The sequence below is a fragment of the Yoonia sp. genome, from assembly GCF_046498525.1.
In the GTDB taxonomy this organism is placed as follows: Bacteria; Pseudomonadota; Alphaproteobacteria; order Rhodobacterales; family Rhodobacteraceae; genus Yoonia.
The window spans coordinates 1-20597 of sequence record NZ_JAWOAN010000288.1 but is presented as its reverse complement, the minus strand read 5'-3'; the positions used below and the strand labels follow the sequence as shown (position 1 = coordinate 20597).

At 56.3% G+C, this 20597-nt stretch carries 22 protein-coding genes; 6 read left to right on the top strand and 16 right to left on the bottom strand.

Annotated features, from left to right (window positions below; translation table 11 throughout):
* The 4 genes from R6T97_RS16985 to pip all read right to left on the bottom strand — a co-directional run.
* A partial coding sequence (locus tag R6T97_RS16985; protein WP_410350466.1) for an ABC transporter ATP-binding protein occupies positions 1-1508 on the bottom strand: 1508 nt, incomplete at its 3' end.
* Positions 1505-2704, bottom strand: coding sequence for an ABC transporter permease (locus R6T97_RS16980; protein WP_410350465.1), 1200 nt, complete (start codon positions 2702-2704; stop codon positions 1505-1507). The genes R6T97_RS16980 and R6T97_RS16985, both read right to left, overlap by 4 nt.
* Positions 2701-3693: an ABC transporter permease gene (locus tag R6T97_RS16975; protein ID WP_410350464.1), complete on the bottom strand. Its 993-nt coding sequence runs from the start codon at positions 3691-3693 to the stop codon at positions 2701-2703. The genes R6T97_RS16980 and R6T97_RS16975 overlap by 4 nt, the downstream gene beginning before the upstream one ends.
* A 60-nt stretch (positions 3694-3753) precedes the next feature.
* Complete coding sequence (gene pip, locus R6T97_RS16970; RefSeq protein WP_410350463.1) at positions 3754-4749, bottom strand: prolyl aminopeptidase; 996 nt, start codon at positions 4747-4749, stop codon at positions 3754-3756.
* A 47-nt stretch (positions 4750-4796) separates the two neighbouring features.
* Between pip and ubiG the strand changes: the two genes are divergently transcribed.
* Entirely contained in the window at positions 4797-5546 is a 750-nt protein-coding gene (gene ubiG / locus R6T97_RS16965) for a bifunctional 2-polyprenyl-6-hydroxyphenol methylase/3-demethylubiquinol 3-O-methyltransferase UbiG (RefSeq protein ID WP_410350462.1), read from the top strand.
* Positions 5547-5580: 34 nt separating this feature from the next.
* On the opposite strand, the gene R6T97_RS16960 is transcribed toward ubiG, so the two are convergent.
* The 4 genes from R6T97_RS16960 to R6T97_RS16945 are packed head-to-tail and all read right to left on the bottom strand — an operon-like array spanning position 5581 to position 7864.
* Positions 5581-6024, bottom strand: a complete 444-nt coding sequence (locus R6T97_RS16960; RefSeq protein WP_410350461.1) for a MarR family winged helix-turn-helix transcriptional regulator — start codon at positions 6022-6024, stop codon at positions 5581-5583.
* Positions 6024-6854, bottom strand: coding sequence for a carbon-nitrogen hydrolase family protein (locus R6T97_RS16955; RefSeq protein WP_410350460.1), 831 nt, complete (start codon positions 6852-6854; stop codon positions 6024-6026). The genes R6T97_RS16960 and R6T97_RS16955 overlap by 1 nt, the downstream gene beginning before the upstream one ends.
* Entirely contained in the window at positions 6851-7108 is a 258-nt protein-coding gene (gene grxC, locus R6T97_RS16950) for a glutaredoxin 3 (RefSeq protein ID WP_410350459.1), read from the bottom strand. Before grxC ends, R6T97_RS16955 begins: the two co-directional genes overlap by 4 nt.
* 33 nt (positions 7109-7141) lie before the next feature.
* Positions 7142-7864: a double zinc ribbon domain-containing protein gene (locus tag R6T97_RS16945; RefSeq protein ID WP_410350458.1), complete on the bottom strand. Its 723-nt coding sequence runs from the start codon at positions 7862-7864 to the stop codon at positions 7142-7144.
* A 22-nt stretch (positions 7865-7886) separates the two neighbouring features.
* On the opposite strand from R6T97_RS16945, the gene R6T97_RS16940 reads away from it, so the two are divergent.
* From R6T97_RS16940 to R6T97_RS16925, 4 genes are all read left to right on the top strand, one after another.
* Entirely contained in the window at positions 7887-8711 is an 825-nt protein-coding gene (locus tag R6T97_RS16940) for a methyltransferase domain-containing protein (protein ID WP_410350457.1), read from the top strand.
* 52 nt (positions 8712-8763) lie between these two features.
* Positions 8764-9849 (top strand): ferrochelatase, encoded by a 1086-nt coding sequence (gene hemH / locus R6T97_RS16935; RefSeq protein ID WP_410350456.1) that lies wholly within the window; start codon positions 8764-8766, stop codon positions 9847-9849.
* 87 nt (positions 9850-9936) lie between these two features.
* Positions 9937-10176: a DUF6522 family protein gene (locus R6T97_RS16930; RefSeq protein WP_410350455.1), complete on the top strand. Its 240-nt coding sequence runs from the start codon at positions 9937-9939 to the stop codon at positions 10174-10176.
* A gap of 228 nt (positions 10177-10404) precedes the next feature.
* Positions 10405-11685 (top strand): serine/threonine protein kinase, encoded by a 1281-nt coding sequence (locus tag R6T97_RS16925; protein WP_410350454.1) that lies wholly within the window; start codon positions 10405-10407, stop codon positions 11683-11685.
* Between the two features lie 64 nt (positions 11686-11749).
* Here R6T97_RS16925 and R6T97_RS16920 read toward each other — a convergent pair whose 3' ends face one another.
* Positions 11750-12331 (bottom strand): L,D-transpeptidase, encoded by a 582-nt coding sequence (locus R6T97_RS16920; RefSeq protein ID WP_410350453.1) that lies wholly within the window; start codon positions 12329-12331, stop codon positions 11750-11752.
* 169 nt (positions 12332-12500) lie between these two features.
* Between R6T97_RS16920 and R6T97_RS16915 the strand changes: the two genes are divergently transcribed.
* The gene (locus tag R6T97_RS16915; protein ID WP_410350452.1) at positions 12501-13052 is read left to right on the top strand and encodes a CAP domain-containing protein; all 552 of its coding nucleotides are present in this window, start codon (positions 12501-12503) and stop codon (positions 13050-13052) included.
* Here R6T97_RS16915 and R6T97_RS16910 read toward each other — a convergent pair.
* From R6T97_RS16910 to R6T97_RS16880, 7 genes are all read right to left on the bottom strand, one after another.
* Positions 13049-13540: a murein L,D-transpeptidase family protein gene (locus tag R6T97_RS16910; RefSeq protein WP_410350451.1), complete on the bottom strand. Its 492-nt coding sequence runs from the start codon at positions 13538-13540 to the stop codon at positions 13049-13051. The genes R6T97_RS16915 and R6T97_RS16910 overlap by 4 nt on opposite strands.
* Positions 13541-13627: 87 nt before the next feature.
* Positions 13628-14830 carry a class I SAM-dependent RNA methyltransferase gene (locus R6T97_RS16905; protein WP_410350450.1) on the bottom strand — a complete coding sequence of 401 codons (1203 nt, stop codon included), beginning with the start codon at positions 14828-14830 and terminating at the stop codon, positions 13628-13630.
* Positions 14831-16663 carry an ABC transporter ATP-binding protein gene (locus tag R6T97_RS16900; RefSeq protein ID WP_410350449.1) on the bottom strand — a complete coding sequence of 611 codons (1833 nt, stop codon included), beginning with the start codon at positions 16661-16663 and terminating at the stop codon, positions 14831-14833.
* Positions 16660-18507, bottom strand: a complete 1848-nt coding sequence (locus tag R6T97_RS16895; protein ID WP_410350448.1) for an ABC transporter ATP-binding protein — start codon at positions 18505-18507, stop codon at positions 16660-16662. The genes R6T97_RS16900 and R6T97_RS16895 overlap by 4 nt, the downstream gene beginning before the upstream one ends.
* 45 nt (positions 18508-18552) lie before the next feature.
* Positions 18553-19134: a LysE family translocator gene (locus tag R6T97_RS16890; protein ID WP_410350447.1), complete on the bottom strand. Its 582-nt coding sequence runs from the start codon at positions 19132-19134 to the stop codon at positions 18553-18555.
* Positions 19127-20263, bottom strand: coding sequence for a CCA tRNA nucleotidyltransferase (locus R6T97_RS16885; RefSeq protein ID WP_410350446.1), 1137 nt, complete (start codon positions 20261-20263; stop codon positions 19127-19129). Before R6T97_RS16885 ends, R6T97_RS16890 begins: the two co-directional genes overlap by 8 nt.
* Positions 20260-20597 (bottom strand): NUDIX hydrolase (locus R6T97_RS16880; protein WP_410350445.1); only part of this gene is annotated, 338 nt, incomplete at its 5' end. The genes R6T97_RS16880 and R6T97_RS16885, both read right to left, overlap by 4 nt.

Genomic DNA, 20597 nt, shown 5'->3' with positions numbered 1-20597 from the left:
GTCTTCGGTCCTTGTTCCACCACACGCCCGTCTTTCATCACCACCACCTCATCTGCAATCGCGCGGACTGTCGCCAGATCGTGTGTGATAAACATATACGTAAGGGACAGTTTATCCTGCAAGCGCGCCAACAGTCGCAGAATACCCTCTGCAACCAGTTGATCCAGCGCCGACGTGACCTCGTCGCAAATGATGAACTTTGGCTCTGCCGCCAAGGCCCGTGCAATACCGATACGCTGTTTTTGTCCACCTGACAACTCGGACGGGAGGCGGTGATAATACTGTGACGGCTCCAGTTCGATCTGTTCGAGCAGGGCATCGACGCGCTTGCGCTTCTCCGCACCTTTGAGGCCAAGGTAAAATTCAACGGGCCGCGCAATGATTTGGCCAATCGACATGCGTGGGTTCAGCGCCGTATCCGCCATCTGATAGATCATCTGCACCTGGCGCAACTGGTCCTTGCTGCGCTTGCGGTAATCAGCAGGCAGGGCCTGTCCATCCAGCATGATTTGCCCCGCCTTGGGCGGCAACAAACCGGTGATGCAGCGCGCGGTGGTCGATTTACCTGACCCGCTTTCCCCCACGACAGCGACAGTGCGGCCTTCATGCAGATCAAAACTGACGTCGTGCAAGACAGGCACAGTCCCATAAGAGGCGTCGACATTCTGCACACTCACAACGGGTACAGCCCCGGTTTGCACGGCGGGTTTCAACGGACGCTCAAAGCTGCGGACGGCCCAAAGCGACTTGGTATATTCCTGTGTCGGGGCAGAAAGCATCGTGCGGGTGTCGGCGGTTTCGACTTCATCACCTTTCAGCAGCACCTTGATGCGGTCCGCCATCTGCGCCACGACCGCCAGATCATGGGTAATGTAGATCGCGGATGTATTGAACTGCTCGACAATATCGCGGATCGACGCAAGCACCTCGATCTGGGTGGTCACGTCCAGCGCCGTTGTCGGCTCATCGAAGATAATCAGGTCAGGACGACATGACATCGCCATCGCGGTCATGCAGCGCTGCAGCTGACCACCGGACACCTGATGCGGATAGCGAAACCCGATCTCCTCGGGGTTGGGGAGCCTCAGCTTGCGATAAAGCTCGATCCCGTCCGCTTCGCTTTCGGCGCGGGTCATGACGTGGTGCTGCACCGGGCCTTCGACATGCTGGTCCATCAACTTATGGGCCGGATTGAAACTGGCCGCAGCCGATTGCGCCACATAGGCGATACGCTTGCCCAGCAGCTGGCGTTTCACGGCAGCGGATGCTGTCAGCAGGTCGACCCCGTCAAACTCTACCGATCCCTTGCTGATGCGCACGCCGTCGCGGGTATATCCCATCGCCGCAAGGCCGAGTGTTGACTTGCCAGCGCCAGACTCACCGATCAAACCGAGGACTTCACCCTTCGCAAGCGTCAGATCAACACCGTTGATAATGGGGTTCCACGTCTCATCGCTCCGGCCTTCGATCCAGACATCACGCATTTTGACGAGCGGTTCTTCGGTCATTCCTTCAGCCCCGATGATTTCTGCAACATCCAATCGACCACGAAGTTCACAGCAACCGTCAGTAGCGCGATGGCTCCGGCAGCCAGCAGGGGTGCAGTTGCCGCCATAGGCGCGAATTGCGCAAAATTCACGAAGCCGCCCAGATCACGGACCATCGTACCCCAGTCGGCCAATGGCGGCTGGATACCTACACCAAGGAATGACAACGCGGCAATTGTCAGGAAAACAAAACAAAAGCGCAGGCCGAATTCGGCAAGCAAGGGTGCTGTCGCATTGGGCAGGATTTCCTTGAACACAAGATAACCCAGCCCCTCGCCGCGCAATTTGGCAGCTTCGATATAGTCCATGACCACGATGTTCTGCCCGACTGCGCGCGCCAAACGGTACACCCGGGTGCTATCAATCACCGCGATAATCACGACCATAAAGAGCGTCAGGGGAATACCCAGTTGCGGCGCCCAGACGGTCGCGATCGTCATCAAGAGAAGCGCGAAAATCAGCGACGGAATGGCCATCAAGACATCAACTGCCCGCGACAAAAGCTGATCCAGCCACCCGCCAAGCGTTGCCGCCAGAAAGCCAAAGGTACCCCCCAAAAGGAACGCCAGAACTGTTGTCGCAAAGGCGATACCGACAGTGTTCTGCGCACCGAAAATCAAGCGGCTCAGGATATCTCGGCCAATCTGGTCTGTACCCAACGGAAACTCCGGGTTTCCGCCCAAAGCAGGATCACCGCCGGGAATGATATTCGCGGCCACACCCGGCACAATCTGTTCCTGACCATAAGGCGCAATCGCACCCGCAAAAATTGCGAGGATTGCGTAAATCAGGATGATCAGGATGCCGAACGAAGCCGTGAGCGGCATCGCACGGAAAAGTCTCTTGCTGCCCGCAGTCCCGACAGAACGGCCAAGGATGCGGAACAGCCATGCTGCAATCGCAAAGATAATAAAGCCCTCAATCGCGATGCGCAGGAAGAAAAACTTATTGGCAATCGCAGGGTCGGCGCTGTGCCCTTGCGTATAGCCCCATGCAAGAAAGGCCAGGACAGCGACGCCCAGAACGTACCCATAGGCCACACCAAAAGGCATATCCCGAAACACCGGTGCATTTCCTGTTGCCACCTGTCCCGCAAAGCGAAAAGCCCAAGCCAAGGCCCCCATGCCAAACAACGCGATGACAGACCAAAAAATCATTTCGGATGCCTCAGACGGGGGTTGGACAGGATCGACATAATATCGGCTGTCAGATTCAGCAGGATAAAGGCCGTTGCAAAGATCAGGCAACAGGCCTGAACGACGGGAATGTCACGGTTTTTGACGGCATCCACAAAAAGCTGACCGATCCCGGGATAGACAAACACCACCTCGACCACGACGACGCCGGTTATGAGATACGCCAGGTTCAGCGCTATCACGTTGATGATCGGGGCCAGCGCATTCGGCAGCGCGTGTTTGACGATCACGCGCAGCGGCGAAAGCCCCTTCAGGCGCGCCATTTCGATATAAGGCGAGGCGAGCAGGTTGATGATCGCCGCTCGCGTCATCCGCATCATGTGGGCGGTCACGACCAAAGTGAGCGTCAGAGCCGGCAACATGGATTTCTCGACACGTTCACCAAAAGGCATGCCTTCAAAGATGTTCGACAGTGACGGAAAAATCGGGTTCAGCACGGCAAGGAACAGGATCAGGATGTAGGCCAGAAAGAATTCAGGGCTCGAAATTGAGGTCAGCGTAAAGATGTTGGCGGCACGATCAAAGACAGTGTTTCGGTATAGCGCCGCCAAAACACCAAGAAAGATAGAGAACGGAACGGCAATCGCAGCGGTGATCATCGCCAGAAACATTGTATTGGCAAAACGTGGTGCAATTTGCTGGGCGACAGTGGTGGCACCGGATTCCGTGCCGGTAAAGCTGGCAAAGTTCGCCTGCGCAAAGCTGGTTCCCAGATCACCCTGCAACACACCGCCAAGCCACTGGAAGTAGCGAGTGACCAATGGCTGTTCGAGCCCGAGGTCCCTGCGAATTGACGCCACAGCCTCTGGCGTGGCGCCTTGGCCAAGAATGGATTCTGCAAAATCGCCGGGCAACAGATTGACCGAGACAAAAATCACGATCGACACAATCAGCAATGTCAAAAGGCCCAGCCCGAGCCGCTGTAGAATAATCGTCAGGACGTTGCCCAAAACTGAAGTTTTCCCCGTAGCTTCCTAGAAAGCTTAACGGCATATTTTCAACTGTAAAGCCTAAAGCCCCAGCATATGGCGCTGTGTACCCATCATGTCCATAGTCCGCACAAGCTCTGCACTGATCCCCGGCTCTGACAGGGCATGGCCTGCGCGACCGATAAATGTCAGCCGCGATTTTGACCACATCTGCGAGAGTTTATAGGCCGATGTGGGCGGGCAGATCATATCATATCGGCCCTGCACGATCACTCCGGGTACATCGGCAATCTTGGCCATCTGATCTGGGTGCAGAATCTGCTGCTCATCACTCAGAAATCCGGCATGATAAAAATAATGGTTCTCAAGCCGGGCAAAGGCGCGGGCATAGTCGGCGGGGCTTTCACCGGTCACGCCATCGCTGTCCATTGACGCCAACGCATTCTCCCACGACGCCCACGCGCGCGCAAAACGCACCTCTTGTGCGCGGTCGTCCGAAAAAAGCCGCCGGTGGTAGGCTGCGATATAGTCGTCCCGCTCGTCCTCTGGAATCAGTGAGGCAAAGCGGTCCCACAGGTCAGGCCAGAATTTTCCCGCGCCGCCGCCATAGAACCAATCCAGTTCCGGTTGTGTCATCAGGAATACACCACGCAAAGTCAGGGCCGCTGCGCGGTCAGGATGCGCCTGTGCATAGATCAGGGCAAGCGTGGCCCCCCAAGATCCGCCAAAGACGATCCAGCGATCAATATTCAGCGTTTCGCGGATCAATTCTATGTCGGCAACAAGATGCCACGTTGTATTCGCCTCGACGCTGGCATGGGGGCGTGATCGGCCACAGCCGCGTTGATCAAACAAAATGATACGGAATATATTGGGATCAAAATAGCGGCGCATCGCAGGGCTGCACCCGCCACCGGGGCCGCCGTGCAGCACAACGACAGGCACACCTTCAGGGTTTCCGCATTGTTCCATGTAGATACGGTGACCGTCGGCCACCTCCAGCATCCGCTGATCGAAGGGATCAATCGGCTGGTAAAGATGCGCACCCGGGCGCTTTTGTCCTACGACTTTGTCCATAACCACCCTATATCGCGTGTTGAGCCCACTGACCATAATGCGGAGAGATGAAAATGTCGGCAACGAACACCGTAGACCCCGGCGAGATCGCCAAGTTCGAGGCAATGGCAGCCGAATGGTGGGACCTGAATGGCAAGTTCAAACCTCTGCACATGATGAACCCAGTGCGTCTGGACTATATCACAAACCAGATCGCTACGGAATTCGGACGCGACCTGACCCAGCCGGAACCGTTCAAGGGCCTGCGTGTCCTTGATATCGGTTGCGGTGGTGGCCTGCTGTGCGAACCGATGGCGCGTTTGGGTGCAACGGTCGTGGGTGCAGATGCGGCCGAACGGAACATCCCGGTGGCCCGCATCCATGCCGAACAGTCGGGGTTGGATATCGACTACCGCTACACCACAGCCGAGGCGCTTGCGGACGCCGGCGAACAGTTCGATGCAGTGCTGAATATGGAAGTGGTCGAACATGTCGCAGACCCTCAAGGCTATCTGACAGCCTGCCAGCAGCTCATGAAGCCAGGCGGTATCCACATCTGTTCGACCATCAACCGGAACCCGAAATCCTTTGCGATGGCAATCGTGGGTGCGGAATACGTGATGCGTTGGCTGCCCAAGGGCACGCACGAATGGAAAAAATTCGTCACGCCGGATGAATTGTTTGCGTTGCTTGAAAAGGCCGGAATGACGCCGGTGGATCGCAAAGGCTTCGTGTTCAACTTCGCAAAGTTTACGTGGTCAATCTCGGACCGCGACCTGTCGGTGAACTATGTGACGACTGCAACCAAACCAGCCTAGGATAGCATTTTCGCGCCGCAGCACTTTGATTTGTTCAGTCGACTTTACTTAATTTCAAACGCATCTCGCGCAGCACAGGCAGCACGGCCCTTGCCTTTTCTTCGCCGACTTTGTTCACAACATCGACAATTACCGGTGCAATGGCAGCAACGGCTGCATCGCGCGCCGCCTGACCTGACGGGCTGATCGCGACCATCTTGCGCCGCGCGTCATCCCAATCAGGGCGCACATGGACCCAGCCTGCCCATTCCAGTTTGTGCAAGGTGTTCGTCATCGCGCCACGCGTCAGATGGAATGTCTTGGCGAGCTGCGCAGGAGACCGCTCGACGCCGGAATGTGCCAGATGGTTCAGCACGGAAAAATGCGACAGCTCCATCCCCTTGGGCAAGACACGCGCAACATTGGCCCGCGCTAGTTGATCAACGGCTAGAATTTCGCTGAACAACGATACGGCCAGATTGTTTGCATTGTCAGACATCAGGGACCTTCGAAAGGGCGATCGTGACCAAGTGCCGCGATACGTTTGCGGCTTTGTGCCACTGACCCTGGGTCAAGATCAACCAAGCCGATACCGGGTTCGGTACCCAGATCCAGCAAAACCTCGCCCCAGGGCGAAATTGCCATGCTGTGCCCGTATGTTTTGCGTGGTTTGCCTGCTTGTGTCGCATGCGTGCCCGTCTGGGCAGCAGCCAGAACAAAAGAGCCCGTTTCGATCGCACGTGCGCGCAGCAAAGGTTCCCAATGCGCAGCACCGGTCACCGGCGAAAATGCAGACGGGACCAGCAACACCTCTGCGCCAGCCTGTGCCAGCGCGCGGTAAAGATACGCAAAGCGGACGTCATAACAGATGCTCAGGCCGATCTTTGCGAACGGTGTATCCACCACAACAGCACGCTCACCGGGGCGATACCCGGCGGATTCGCGATAGGTTTCGGTTTCGGAAACCGTGACATCGAACATATGTATTTTATCATAACGCGCCAAGATCTGCCCGGCGGGATCAATCAGAAAAGACCGATTGGCAAAGCGCCCGTCGGGATCATGCGTTTTCAATGCCAAAGAGCCGACCGAGAGCCAGACACCGTGACGGATCGCGGCCTGACGCAGGCCCTTGAGCGTGATGTCATCTGCTTCGTGCTGCAAGACACGGGTCTGGTGGGCGCGGTCTTGCGACACACAGTTGGTGACCTCGGGCGTCAGCACGAATTTCGCGCCCTGACCGGCCGCCTGCGCGATCATCCCGGTTGTCTGTACCAGATTGGCAGACGGATCATCGCTGACATTCAGTTGAAGGAGCGCTGCCTTCATGCCGCCAGCAGCGCATCCAGTTTGCCACCGCGCTCCAATGCGAGAAGATCATCACAGCCACCCAAATGCGTGCCGTCGATAAAGATCTGAGGGACAGTGCTGCCCCCATTCGCGCGCTGGATCATCTCGGCGCGGCGTTCAGGGTGGGCGGAAATATTGACCTCGGCAAAGCTGATACCTTTGGAATTCAGCAGGCGCTTGGCCATGTGGCAAAAACCACAGGTCGGTTTCGTGTACATTTCAACTGTTGCCATGACTCTGGTCCTTTGATCGGTTCCGCCCTTGATCTAGGTATCTTTGACGACTCTTGCCAGTGTAACAATCGATACAGTTGTGGCACCGGCAGCCTTGGCCGCCTCTGTACAGGCGGCAAATGTGGCGCCTGATGTCATGACGTCATCGACCAAAATGACCGTCTTGCCTGCTATTTGATCAACCCGTTTGGGATTGGGTACGATAGCATCCGACAACGCGGCAAAGCGGGCGTCACGGCTATGCCCCTGAAGCGCGTTCGTTTTTTTCGGGCGCAGCAAGGCATCGACGCAAACCGGCAGATCCAGAACCTTCCCGATCTCCTGCGCTAACAATGCAGATTGGTTGTACCTGCGCCTTAGAGTGCGGAGCCAATGAAGCGGTACAGGAACCAAAACAGTGTCTGTTTCGGCCCACTTTTCAATTTTTTGCGCCATCCAACGCGCTGTGGGTCGGGCAAGGTCGGTGCGATCACCATGCTTGAGCCCCAAGACCAACCGCCTGCCGATGCCGGTATAAACCAGTACCGCGCGGCCCTTGTCCCATGGGCGCGCGATGGTCATGCAATCGTCGCACTGCACGACCTCGTCGCGATCTTCGCCGGGCAATGAAGTGCCGCAGCTTTCACAAACCAACCCCCCGATGAACTGCGTTTCACGCCAGCAGGCAGCGCAAAGGCCAAAATCATCCTCGGTTTGCGCATCGCACGCGACGCACTGTGGCGGATAAATTGCCCGAATAACGCTTTGCAACCGCATGAATGCACCCTAAGTGACCGGCATGGATATGCCCCAGATCACCGACCGCGCTGCCTTGATGCGCAACCGCGCCCGCGCTGAACCCGATGCGCTGTTCCTGCAGGAACACGCCGCCGGTGAACTGCAAGAAAGACTGATCGAGGTTAACAGAACCTTTACATCAGTCGCGATCGTGACGGGTTTTCCCGATTTCTGGGCCGCGCGTTATCCAGATGCCACAATCATTGCGGACGAAGAGACACTGGCGCTGAAACCGCAATCCTATGACCTGATCCTCCATGCAATGTGCCTGCATTGGGCGAATGATCCGGTGGGACAGTTGGTTCAGGCACGCCATGCGCTGAAACCTGACGGGCTTTTGCTTTGCACGTTCCTCGGGGGTCAAACTCTGCATGAACTGCGCGCCTCACTTGCCGAAGCCGAGGCTGTTGTTGCTGGTGGCCTGTCGCCCCGGATCGCGCCCATGGGCGAAATCCGCGATCTGGGCGGGCTTTTGCAGCGTGCCGGGTTTGCCCTTCCCGTTGCGGACGCCACGCCACTGACGGCGAGCTACGTCAATGCCTTTCACCTGATGCATGACCTGCGCAAAATGGGCGAAAACAACGCGCTAAGCCAACGGATCAAACATGCGACGCGGCGCAATATCATGACTGAAGCGGCATGCATCTATGCCGCAAATTTCCGGAACAAAGAGAATCGGGTCGATGCCACCTTCGAGTTCATCACTCTAACGGGATGGGCGCCTGCCGAAAGCCAACCGCAACCCTTGCGTCCCGGAAGCGCAAAAATCAGGCTTGCCGATGTACTTATGACGCAGGAAACGCCTTTAGATAGGTCCAATGATTGAACCAGTGCGTATCCCATTTAAATACCAAGCAAATGACGCTAGCTAAAGGGCCATGAAAATGTTCGATGCACAAACACAGGCCGAAGAGCGCCCAGCAACATGCCCGGTGCATGCGCAACCTGACCACCCGGCTGTGAAACCGGCGCGGGTTGGTGTTCTTGTTGCAAACCTTGGCACACCTGACGCGACCGACTATTGGTCGATGCGGCGCTACCTGAACGAATTCCTGTCCGATAAGCGCGTTGTCGATTACTCCGCCTGGATTTGGCAGCCCCTTCTGCAACTGATTATCCTGACGAAGCGCCCTTTCTCGTCCGGTGCGGCCTACAAGTCGATCTGGAACGAAGAGGACAACGAAAGCCCGCTTCTGACGATCACCAAAAAGCAGACCGCAGCCATCAAGGCGCATCTGGTCGAACGTTATGGCGACGACGTACGGGTCGATTTCTGCATGCGCTATGGCAACCCGTCCACTAAATCCAAAGTCCGCGAGATGGTCGAAGAAGGATGCACCAAAATCCTATTCTTCCCGCTTTACCCACATTACGCCGGCGCGACCTCTGCGACGGCAAATGATCAATTTTTCCGAGCGCTTATGGAAGAAAAGTGGCAACCAGTAGCGCGCATCGTTGCACCCTATTTCGACGAACCCGCCTATATCGAAGCGCTCGCCCAGTCGATTGAGCGCGCCTATGCTGCTGCGGAAACGAAGCCTGAAAAGCTGATCTGTTCGTATCACGGTGTGCCAGAACGTTACCTGCGCGAGGGTGACCCTTACCACTGCCAGTGTCAGAAAACGACGCGCTTGCTAAAGGAACGGCTGGGCTGGGATGATACGCAGATCGTGACAACCTTCCAATCACGCTTCGGGCCGGAGGAATGGCTCAAGCCATATACCGTGGAAGAAGTCGCGCGCCTTGCAGAAGAAGACGGCATCAAGAACATTGCTGTCTGCGCACCTGCATTTTCGGCTGACTGCATCGAGACGCTGGAAGAAATCAACGAAGAGATCAAGGAAAGCTTTGAAGAGGCGGGCGGCGAGCATTTCACCTATATCCCGTGCCTGAACGATGATCCGGCGCATATCGATGCATTATCCGGTGTGATCGAAAAGAACCTCAAGGGTTGGCTTGGCTAAGTGCTACGCCCCAACCGATTGCGATAAATATACCTTCCTTTGATTTTTCATATGGAGTGTAAACGGTCTGATCCGATGAAAGTAACCATGACAGACAGTGGTGCAACCATTGATGCCCACGATCTTGGACCCCTGTTGGGACTGGCGCCATCCGAGGTGCCAGACAAGATGCGGGCAGGCGAAATTACAAGCCTGTCGGAAGAAGGCGCAGATGTGGATGCGGGACGGATTCGCCTGACATTTTGGTACGCTGGCCAACGTGTTCGCTTGATCTGCGATGAAGATGGTACTGTCATCAAAACAACCAGAATCAGAACCGCCGGCTAGATAAGCCGGGCGTTAACACCACGCCACATAATCGGGATCAAAACTAACCTTACGGTTATTTCGTGCGAGGCGGGTGTTAAAGATTGAAAAATAGGCGGCTTTTCTCAGACAAAGACACAACATTTCTGCACAGTTGCCCTAAAGGTAACATATTTCGCTGCAATAAATGACGATGTGTAAGTATCTTGTATGGATCGTTTCATGTTGTAGGAACGACAAGTGGTGAAAATGACAGCAGCAACACAGCCAATTGAAAGGGTGGACCGAGAAACGCGGAGCGAAGCGCTTCCCGACGGTACAATTTTGTTGGGTGATCAGTTTACAATCGACAGAGCGCTGAGCAACGGCGGGTTCGGTATTACGTATCTTGCAAAAGATAACTACCTGGACCGAAGCGTTGTCATCAAAGAGTGCTATCCTGAAGTGTTCTGTATGCGCGACGGCAAGGACGTTCTCGTGCGCTCTGACCAGCACAAGGCAAAATACCGCACCATCGTCGAAATGTTCATGCGCGAGGCCCGGAGCATCGCAAAGATGCGCCACCCGAACATCGTTGGCGTACACCGGATATTCGAGGACAACCAAACCGCTTATATGGTGCTTGACCTGATCCATGGCCGTGACCTGCTAAGCATCATCAAAGACAAGAATGACCCGCTGCCACCTGATCAGATCAAAGAGATTCTCATCAAGGTGCTGGATGCGGTCGACTTGGTCCACCAAAACGATCTTTTGCACCGTGATATTTCACCGGACAATATCCTGCTGGATAAATGGGGAAACCCCTTCCTGATCGACTTTGGCGCTGCCCGCGAAGAAGCCAGCCGCGAGACGCGCGCCGTGTCTTCTGTTTTGGTCGTCAAGGACGGATACTCGCCACAAGAGTTCTATTTCGCGGGTGGCAAGCAAGGCCCAAGCAGCGACCTTTATGCATTGGGTGCCACGTTCTATCACCTGATCAGCGGCACCTCGCCGCCGAACAGCCAAACACGGATGGCAGAGTTTGCAGGCAACAGTCCTGATCCTTGCGAGCCTCTGGTCGGTCGTTTCCCCGAATACGATCAGGCGTTCCTTGCGGCCATCGACAAGGCGATGCAGATTCTGCCAAAGGCGCGTCTGCAATCGGCAACCGAATGGCTGAACATCATCAACAAGGAAGGCGAGCGCGTTAAACCGCTAAAGCTGTCTTCACGGTTTGATCTGAACAAGACGCTGACCCGCTTGGTATCCGAAACCAATGAATATGTACTGAACTCAGAACCGCGCGAACCCAAGCCTGCACCACTTGCGCTCAAGCCTGTTGAACCCAAGGTGGCATCGACGCCGGGTTGGGTCGACGATTTTAATGACGAAACTACCGAGACGCTTGAAGAGCAGCGCGCGGTTCAGAAAACTGTCGCAGAGCTTGCCGCGCGCAAAGCTGAACGGGAAGCAGCCGAACGGCGCAGAAAACAGTGGTGGCGTCTGGGGTTCCTGCAAAAGAGAAAAAGCAAAAACCTGTTTTCTTAGTAAATTTCAAAACAAAGGGCGCATACTGCGATGCGCCCTTTGTTTTCGTCAAAAAGAACGGTCCTCAAATCAGCAGCACCTGCGTTCCAACGCGCGTCAGATCGTAAAGCTCTGCGATTTGCTCATTATAAAGGCCTATGCATCCATTTGAAGACCGACGGCCGATCTTGCGCGTGTCATGGGTGCCGTGAATACGGTAATACTGCCATGACAGATGAAGCGCATGTGTCCCCATCGGGTTGTCCGGGCCTGGGCCTATGAAATCCGGCCACTCTGGATTGCGGATTTTCATCGAAGGCGTCGGCGCCCAGGTCGGGCCCTCGACCTTGAGGGTGATCGACGTGCGTCCTGTACGGGTCAACTCTTCTGACAGGGGAACGCTTGTCGGGAAGAGTTTGTAGACCGATTGATCTTCGGACCAGAAATGCAATGCCCGTGACTGAATATCGACAAGGACCGCCCCGTTATCGAGGTTGCTGAAGTAAGGCTGCCAATCCAACGACCGGAAGCTCGCTACATTTCGTTTCACACCAGAAGAGATATCCTCTTCGATCTCTGTACTATTGGCAGTTTGGGCGACTGCACCTGTTCCGACTACCGCAGCCGATGCCGCAAGGAACCCCCGACGCGTTAATTTATTGGTCATAATACTACTCCTCGAAGGATCAGCTTCTTCTAAACCTGAGTGATAGTGGGTTTGGCAAAACGCCGCAATTCAAACAAACGTCATTTCTGGCGTTCTCTTTGCATGTGGGTTTGAAGTGTCACGTCATTCCCGCTAAAGAATGGCAACTCTTGAAAAGGCGAATATTGCAATGTTGCGACGTGAAGTGTTGATTGGATTGGCCGCAACGGGACTGACGGCCTGCAGTACCACAGGGAACCGTCCACTTGACGCAGATGGTCTGCCGCTTCCCGCAGCATATATTGTCAGTCCCAGCGATGAGGCCGCAATCCAGTTCCGGATGCTTGATAGCGTGAATTCTCTGCGCCGGACCGCTGGTTTGGTACCGGTTGAACTTGATGCGCGCCTCAATGCGGCAGCAGCGACCCATTCACGTGACATGGCCGTACAAAACCGCCCGTGGCTATTTGGCTCTGACGGGTCCAGCCCGGTGGAGCGTGCGCGCCGTGTCGGTTTCCCGGGCCGTTTATTGGGTGAAAACATCTCGGAATCATTTGAGTCGGAAATACAGACCCTTGCCGCTTGGATGGCACAAGAAAACACCCGCGCCGTGATCCTTGATCCGAATGCGCGGTTCATGGGTTTTGCATGGTATCAGGAAGATAATGCAAAGCTCTGGTGGACCTTGAACATGGGCAGCAACCCTGCGGTCAGCCAGCCTATGACAGGGTTCAGCTTTTAGGCGTAGATGTAGATCGGTGTACCGGTGTTGATCATCGGATAAAGCTCGTCCATTTCGTCATTCGTGACGGCAATACAACCCCAAGTCCAATCCGGCATCCCGATCCATCTTTGCGGTGTGCCGTGAATGAAGATGTCGCCACCGGGATCAATTCCTTTGGCGCGGGCATAAGCGATATCGTTCGCGTCCGGATATGAAATACCGAGCGAAAGATGAAAACGGCTGTTCGGATTACGGCGATCAATGCGATAGCCGCCTTCAGGGGTGCGCCCGTCACCTTCCTGCGCCTTGTGGCCGACCGGCGTAAAACCCAAATCCACTTTATAGGACTTCAAAAGGGTACGGTTGTGCAAAATCTGCATCTCGCGACGCTCTTTCAAAATCTGAATGCGGGTGACTTCTGGCCCGATATAAACCGGTGGCTGTGCGGTACACCCGACAAGCCCGATTGCAGCTGTCCCTGCCATCATAGAACGTCGTGAAATCATGTCTCTGCCCATCTTTACGGTCTGCGCCGTTTTCTTACAGCTACACTAAAGGCAGCGTTCAGAAAAGAGAGCATCGCACGATTGCAGTTACTTGCGCGTGAAAGCTGCAACAATTTCGACATGAGGCGACCAACGGAACTGGTCGACAACCTGCACCCACGGCATCGCAAAGCCTGCATCGACCAACGTCTGGGCATCCCGCGCAAATGTCACGGGATTGCAGGAAACCATTGCGATTGTGTTTATCTCGGATGCGGCCAGCGTTGCGATCTGCGCTTCGGCACCTGCGCGCGGCGGGTCGATCACAGCCGCATCAAAATGACGCAACTCATCAGCCTCAAGCGGGCGACGGAACAAATCTCGCGTCTCAGTCGTGACACGCCGCAGTTGATGCCCTTCGCGCCAGCCACGATCAAGCGCGTTCAGCATCGCCGCCTCACCCTCCACCGCATGCACTTCGGCGTATTTGGCCAAAGGCAGCGTAAAGGTGCCGCAGCCTGCGAAAAGGTCGACCACACACGCCGCTTTGACGGTGATCTCTTGGACTGCGGATAGCAGGGTCGCCTCTCCGTGCTTGGTCGCCTGCAAAAATGCGCCGGGCGGTGGTACGACTCCTGTTCCGCCGAAATCCTGCGCCGGCGGATTGATCATCACGACCGGTTCATCATTCCAGACCAACCGCGACAGCCCAAACTGATTGGCCAAAGCAGCCAGCTCAACGCGTAATTGCGGTGTAAGTTCCTTGTCGGTCGCAACCAGAACATCCGGCCCCGTGTTCGCCTCGGTTACGGTCAGATCAATCTCGCCCTTGCGCGAGCAGGCAAGCACGGTCAGCGCCTCAAGCGCGGGAAAGCTTGCGATCAATGCAGGCGTCAGCAACTGGCAATCCGGCACCGCCACCAAAGTATCGGAGGCCCGCGTATGAAAGCCGACCATAGCGCCTTTTTTGGTGCGACGCCCTGACAGTTTCGCGCGTCTTCGCGACGTCGGAGGCGACGTGGCGATATCGCGAAAATCAGTGTCTAACCCGCGCGCATGTACCGCTTTTGCGACAATGTCCTGTTTCCAAGCCGCAACGAAAGCATCGTTTGCATGCTGCATCGCGCACCCGCCACAGGACTTGAAGTGGCGACATGGCGCTGCGACCCGGTCAACCGAGGGCGTCACGATCCGAAGGGTGCCGTCTTGTGCGACATCCACCTCTTCCCCCGGCAAAACGCGTGGCAACAAAGACCGCCCGTCAGAGGCACGCCCCATCCCAAGATGGGTCAAACTTTCAATCGTCAGCATTTATTCCGCCGCATCTTTCACATTGATGAACCCACCTGACTGGCGGTTCCAATAGCGCGCATAAAGCCCACCTTGGGCCAGTAGCGCATCATGGGTTCCTTCTTCGACAATACGGCCTGCGTCAAGCACGACGATGCGGTCCATCCGCGCCAAAGTGGACAGACGGTGTGCGATGGCAATGACCGTTTTTCCATCCATAATAGACTCTAACGCGCCTTGAATTGATGCTTCCACCTCTGAATCGAGCGCGCTGGTTGCCTCATCCAGCACCAGAATTGGCGCGTCTTTCAGAATGGCGCGCGCGATGGCGATGCGCTGGCGCTGCCCGCCCGACAGCTTGACGCCCCGTTCACCCAGATGTGCATCATAGCCTGTCCGCCCCTTGTGGTCCCTCAGAGTCAGGATGAACTCATGCGCCTCGGCCTGACGGGCGGCGTCTTCGATTTCGTCCTGTGTCGCATCCGGCTTGCCGTATTTGATATTGTCGTGGGCCGAACGGTTGAACATCGCCGTTTCCTGCGTGACCATCGCGATCTGACGGCGCAGGCTTTCCTGCGTCACGTCACGCACATCCATCCCGTCGATCATCACCTTGCCTGTTTCGGCATCGTAAAGCCGCAGCAGCAAGGCCACCAAGGTGGATTTGCCCGCACCGGATGCCCCGACCAGTCCCAGTTTTTCGCCAGGCTGCACCGCAAGGTTCACCCCATCAAGTCCACCGGGTCCACCACCATAGCTGAAAGACACATCCTCCAAGGTGATCGCACCATGCTTGGCTGCCAGATCCTCTGCATCATGAGCGTCGGTCAACGTATGTGCAGGACTGAGCGTATGCATCGCGTCCTCGACTTCACCGACATTGGCGTACATGCCCATCAGCGTGAAACTGACCCAGCCTGTCATCTGCGACAAGCGCAACGAAATTGCGCCCGCCGCGGCAATATCACCGGCCGAGGCCACACCTTTTGTCCAAAAATAAAGGGTTAGGCCAACAAGGATCACTGGCAACAGCCCACCCAGCGCCATCAACCAGAACCGGAAAGATGCCGACAACCAGCCATAACGCACAGCGGTGCCCCAGTAGTTTTCCATCGCATCGATAGCGGCGCGATCCTCGTGGTCGTCATGAGCGAAAAGCTTGACCGTCTTGATGTTCGTGATCGTATCGACAACCTGACCTGTCACCATCGCCCGCGTCGCGGCACGTGCCTTGGACCGTTCGCGAATACGCGGCATGAAAAAACGGATCAGCGCGATGTAAGAAATCGCCCAAAACGCAAGCAGCGCCGCAGAACGCGCATCAATGGTGAACAGCAAGATCACAGAACCCAACAGCGACGCCAGTGCAAACGCGACAGTGTGGATCATATCCACGATCAGATCGGTCGTCGCGCGGGCCGCCTGCATCTGCTTTTGCGCAATGCGGCCGGCAAAGTCATCATCAAAGAAAGTAACCGACTGGCCCAAAGAATGCCGGTGCAGGCGCGACAGGATCAGATTGCCAAGGGAAGGGCCAATAACCACGGCCTGCATCACGCCTGAAAGACCAAGCACGATGGGCCGCAAGACAAGGAAAAATACCGTCACACCAATCAACAAAAGCACGTTGTCGGTGAAATAAGTCTCTCCGCTCGATGCCAGCGTCGCGTCAATCACCCAGCCCAGCATCAGGGCCGTCGCAACCTCGAGCGTTCCGGCAAAAGCAGACACTAATCCTGCCAAAAGCGTGATTTTTGTACTGCCGTTCAGGCACCACCGCAGAAATGCCATCAGGGTCTGCGGCGGGGGTCCTTCGGCAGGTTCAAAAGGGTCGATCCAACGTTCTGGTGTCATTCAGCTACCTGTTCGCTCTGGCCCAGAAAGCCCCCTGATTGGCGCGCCCAGAACCGTGCGTATTGTCCATTTGCTGCCAGCAATGCGTCATGCTTGCCTTCTTCGACGATGCGCCCCTGATCCATCACGATAATCCGGTCAAGTTGGGCAATCGTCGAAAGACGGTGCGCGATGGCAATGACGGTCTTGCCTTCCATCATCCCGTAAAGCGTCTGCTGAATTGCGGCCTCAATCTCACTATCTAGGGCGCTGGTCGCTTCGTCCAAGAGCAGGATCGGCGCATCCTTGAGAATGACACGCGCCAAACTGATCCGCTGGCGTTGCCCGCCTGACAGTTTGATCCCACGTTCACCCACACGGGCGTCATAGCCGGTGTTGCCCTCATTATCCGCAAGCCCGAGGATGAAATCATGTGCTTCAGCCCTTTGCGCGGCCACAATCATCTGTTCCTCTGTGGCGTCAGGATTACCGTAAAGGATGTTTTCGCGCACCGTCCGGTGCAGCAACGCGCTGTCCTGTTGAACCATACCGATGGCGCTACGCAGGCTATCCTGTGTCGCATGGCTGATATCCTGCCCGTCAATACTGATTGTACCTTTTTCTGCGTCGTAGAACCGCAACAGCAGTTTCACGAGCGTTGATTTTCCCGCACCCGATTGCCCGACAAGCCCAACCTTTTCACCCGGTGCAATGTTCAGGTTGATCCGGTCCAGACCGCCTGCCTTTCTGCCGTAGTGGTGCGACAGGTTGCTGATCTGAACGGCGCCTTCGGTCACCGCCAAAGGTTTTGCATCAGTTCGGTCCAACAGCGTGACAGGTTGCGCGATAGTTAGCATGCCTTCGGCCACCACCCCCAATTGGCGGAAAAAGTTGGTGATCGCCCACATGATCCAGCCGGACATCGCATTCAGGCGCAATGTCAGCGATGTCGCCACTGCAACCAGCCCGACCGAAGCCGCACCCTGCATCCACAGCCAGATGGCCCAGCCAACAACACCGACGATCAGCACACCGTTCAGGATCATCAATCCCGCGTCCATGATGGTATAAAGGCGCATCTCGATCTGGAAGGTGCGGCGCGCTTCTTCGATCGCCTCTTTGGCATAGTTTATCTCGCGGTCATGGTGGGCGAACATCTTGACCGAGTGAATATTTGTGTAACTATCGACGACTCTGCCGGTGACGGCACTTCGCGCATTCGATGCGGCCTCTGATGCAGGGCCAATCCGTGTGACAACCCAGCGCAAAAGCCACAGATAAGGCACGATCCACAGCATCAGCGGCAACAGCAGCCGCAAATCCGCCTGCCCCAGCAAAATGGCGGCGGCCACCAGATAGGCAATCGCAAAAGTAATCGCGTCAAAAAGCTGGAAAATCACCTCGCCCGCCGCTGGCGGCGTTTGCATGATGCGGTTGGCGATACGTCCGGCGAAATCATCCTCGAACCAGCCGACCGATTGGCGCAAAACATGTTTATGCGCTCGCCAGCGCACCAGAGTGCCGAAATTCGGCAGGATGCTGTTATTAAGCAACATCACCTGTGCCACATGGACCGCAGGGCGCAGGGTCAGGATGAAGACGGCGACCAGAATGAACTCGAGCCCGCTTTGCGCCCAAACCTCGGCAGGCGTACCGGTGGCAAGGATATCAACCAGCCGCCCCAGATAGGCCATCAGCCACACTTCGATGATCGCGATGATGACCGAGGCAATACCCGTGATCCAGAATACCCGCATGAACGGCTCTGCGTATTCGCGCAGAAACGGATAAAGCCGCTTGGGCGGCGTGTCGTTCTCCTTGTAGGTTACATAGGGATCGACAAGACCTTCGAACCAACGAAACATGGGTCTGCCTTTCGGGAACAGAGGGCTGCTATAACAAAGCTTCGGTCAAAGAAAAAGCAGCGCCGAAAAACCGACCAAAGCAAGCGCCATGACACGCATGAACGTGCGCCAGGCCAGAGGGTTGGTCAGCAGATAGGACAACAGGCTGCCTGCAACGGCCCAAAAGGTGCAAACGCCAAGGTTTATGGTTGAAAACGTGCCTGCCAAGGTTGTCGCCTGCTGCACAGGAGCAAGGGTCGCGACATAAGCCGTGGCACTTAGCGCAACTGCCCAAACCTTGGGATTGATCCACTGGAACAGCACTGCTTTGATAAAGGTAAAGGGCCTGTCCGTTTCTCTTTTCTTGGCCGGATCAGCGTACCACAGATTGTAGGCCATCCAAAAAATCCAAAGGCTTGCGATGATCTTGAGAAGGAATCCCAGCGCAGGCAGCACCGTAATCAATGCGCCGATCCCGATGCCCGTAACCGCCGCGATCACGCCAACGCCCAGCGCAACCCCGATGATGTGCGGAATAGTCCGCTGAAACCCGAAACGCGCACCCGATACCGTGATCAGGATCACATTCGGGCCGGGTGAAAACAGGCCAAAAAAAACGAAGCCGAAGAGAGGCAGGTATTCAATCAAGCAGGTCTGCTTTCGTCAAAGTGAAGCCCGAGCTTATCCACCGCGCCTCTGCCTCTTTCAAGGCTTCACCAAGCGCCACGCCGCTGAGTTCTGGCATCAGGTCCGCAGCCTTGAGCGGAAAGACCTGCCTTGCCGCGTCTTCGATCACTGTCAGCGCTGTCTTGTCGACGGGCTGGCCAAGCCACGCGGACTGGATCAACAGCACATCCCGCCCAATGCCGGCCCCATGGCGATACCCCGCTTCAATCGGAGACAGCCCGGATGTGATGCGGGCAAGGTCACGCGCCTGCACCTTGGAAAGTCGCAATGCCTCCTGCGGGGTGCCGCCAATCATGGCAAGCCGACGCAGCGGGTCTGCCGCGATATCAAGCGACTGTTCAAGGTGGACCAAAACGGCAAGGCCACCTGCCCGTGCGCCCGGCAAGACCTGCGCCAAAGCGCCTGTCGCCGCCATCGCGGCAAGTGCAGGTGCCGGATCGGGCGCAGCCAGCAGCTTGAGCATCTCTGCCGTCACGCGTTCGATCGAAAGGGATTGCAGCCCTTCGATATTATCGGCGCAGGCAGCAAGCCCATCTGCGTCAGGCCCTTCGTTGATGTCGCCGTACCATGCGTAAAACCGGAAAAACCGCAGGATACGCAGACAGTCTTCCTTGATCCGGCGATCTGCATCTTCAATGAACCGGACACGGCGCGCTTGCAGATCCGGCAGCCCGCCTAATGGGTCCAAAACCTGGCCGTCCGGTGCAGCATAGAGCGCGTTCATCGTGAAATCGCGGCGGCGCGCATCATCGGTGATATTGTCAGAAAAGGCGACAGTGGCATGCCTGCCATCCGTGGCGACGTCTCGACGGAAGGTGGTGATCTCGAAGGGTATATCTTCAGTGACCACTGTCACTGTCCCGTGGTCGATCCCTGTCGGGATCGCCTTGATCTTTGCAGCTTTCGCCAGGTTCATCACTGTTTCGGGCAAAGCATCGGTGGAAAGGTCAAGATCAGCGACGGGTTCGCCCAACAACTGGTTGCGCACACACCCGCCGACAAACCACGCCTGATAGCCCGCTTCGGTCAGCATCTTGCACACCGCCTGCGATGCATCATCCTGCAACCAGGGTGCCGAAATACGGGTCATTTCATCCGCTCCGCAAAGCCACGCATGATGCAGGCGGTAGCGCCCCAGATGTAGTAAGGACCAAAAGGGACCGTGTAATAAAGTCGGCGGCGGCCCTGCCATCTGCGGCCTTCGATCAGATAATTTGTTGTATTCAGAAGGTGCGCAAATGGCACCTCGAACACTTCGCTGACTTCGCCTGCCTCTGGAACAGGAACATAGTGGCCTTCGATCAGTGCAAGAACGGGCGTCACCTGATAGGCCGTCACTGTCTGATGCGGGGGAAGATGCCCCACAACGGTCACGATCTCCGGGTCTAGGCCAATCTCTTCGTGCGCCTCGCGCAGGGCCGCAT

Coding starts and splice junctions, on each gene's coding strand:
- R6T97_RS16980 (WP_410350465.1), bottom strand. CDS start 2,704: ATGATTTTTTGGTCTGTCATCGCGTTGTTTGGCATGGGGGCCTTGGCT.
- pip (WP_410350463.1), bottom strand. CDS start 4,749: ATGGACAAAGTCGTAGGACAAAAGCGCCCGGGTGCGCATCTTTACCAG.
- ubiG (WP_410350462.1), top strand. CDS start 4,797: ATGAAAATGTCGGCAACGAACACCGTAGACCCCGGCGAGATCGCCAAG.
- R6T97_RS16960 (WP_410350461.1), bottom strand. CDS start 6,024: ATGTCTGACAATGCAAACAATCTGGCCGTATCGTTGTTCAGCGAAATT.
- R6T97_RS16955 (WP_410350460.1), bottom strand. CDS start 6,854: ATGAAGGCAGCGCTCCTTCAACTGAATGTCAGCGATGATCCGTCTGCC.
- grxC (WP_410350459.1), bottom strand. CDS start 7,108: ATGGCAACAGTTGAAATGTACACGAAACCGACCTGTGGTTTTTGCCAC.
- R6T97_RS16945 (WP_410350458.1), bottom strand. CDS start 7,864: ATGCGGTTGCAAAGCGTTATTCGGGCAATTTATCCGCCACAGTGCGTC.
- R6T97_RS16940 (WP_410350457.1), top strand. CDS start 7,887: ATGGATATGCCCCAGATCACCGACCGCGCTGCCTTGATGCGCAACCGC.
- hemH (WP_410350456.1), top strand. CDS start 8,764: ATGAAAATGTTCGATGCACAAACACAGGCCGAAGAGCGCCCAGCAACA.
- R6T97_RS16930 (WP_410350455.1), top strand. CDS start 9,937: ATGACAGACAGTGGTGCAACCATTGATGCCCACGATCTTGGACCCCTG.
- R6T97_RS16925 (WP_410350454.1), top strand. CDS start 10,405: ATGACAGCAGCAACACAGCCAATTGAAAGGGTGGACCGAGAAACGCGG.
- R6T97_RS16920 (WP_410350453.1), bottom strand. CDS start 12,331: ATGACCAATAAATTAACGCGTCGGGGGTTCCTTGCGGCATCGGCTGCG.
- R6T97_RS16915 (WP_410350452.1), top strand. CDS start 12,501: ATGTTGCGACGTGAAGTGTTGATTGGATTGGCCGCAACGGGACTGACG.
- R6T97_RS16910 (WP_410350451.1), bottom strand. CDS start 13,540: ATGATTTCACGACGTTCTATGATGGCAGGGACAGCTGCAATCGGGCTT.
- R6T97_RS16905 (WP_410350450.1), bottom strand. CDS start 14,830: ATGCTGACGATTGAAAGTTTGACCCATCTTGGGATGGGGCGTGCCTCT.
- R6T97_RS16900 (WP_410350449.1), bottom strand. CDS start 16,663: ATGACACCAGAACGTTGGATCGACCCTTTTGAACCTGCCGAAGGACCC.
- R6T97_RS16895 (WP_410350448.1), bottom strand. CDS start 18,507: ATGTTTCGTTGGTTCGAAGGTCTTGTCGATCCCTATGTAACCTACAAG.
- R6T97_RS16885 (WP_410350446.1), bottom strand. CDS start 20,263: ATGACCCGTATTTCGGCACCCTGGTTGCAGGATGATGCATCGCAGGCG.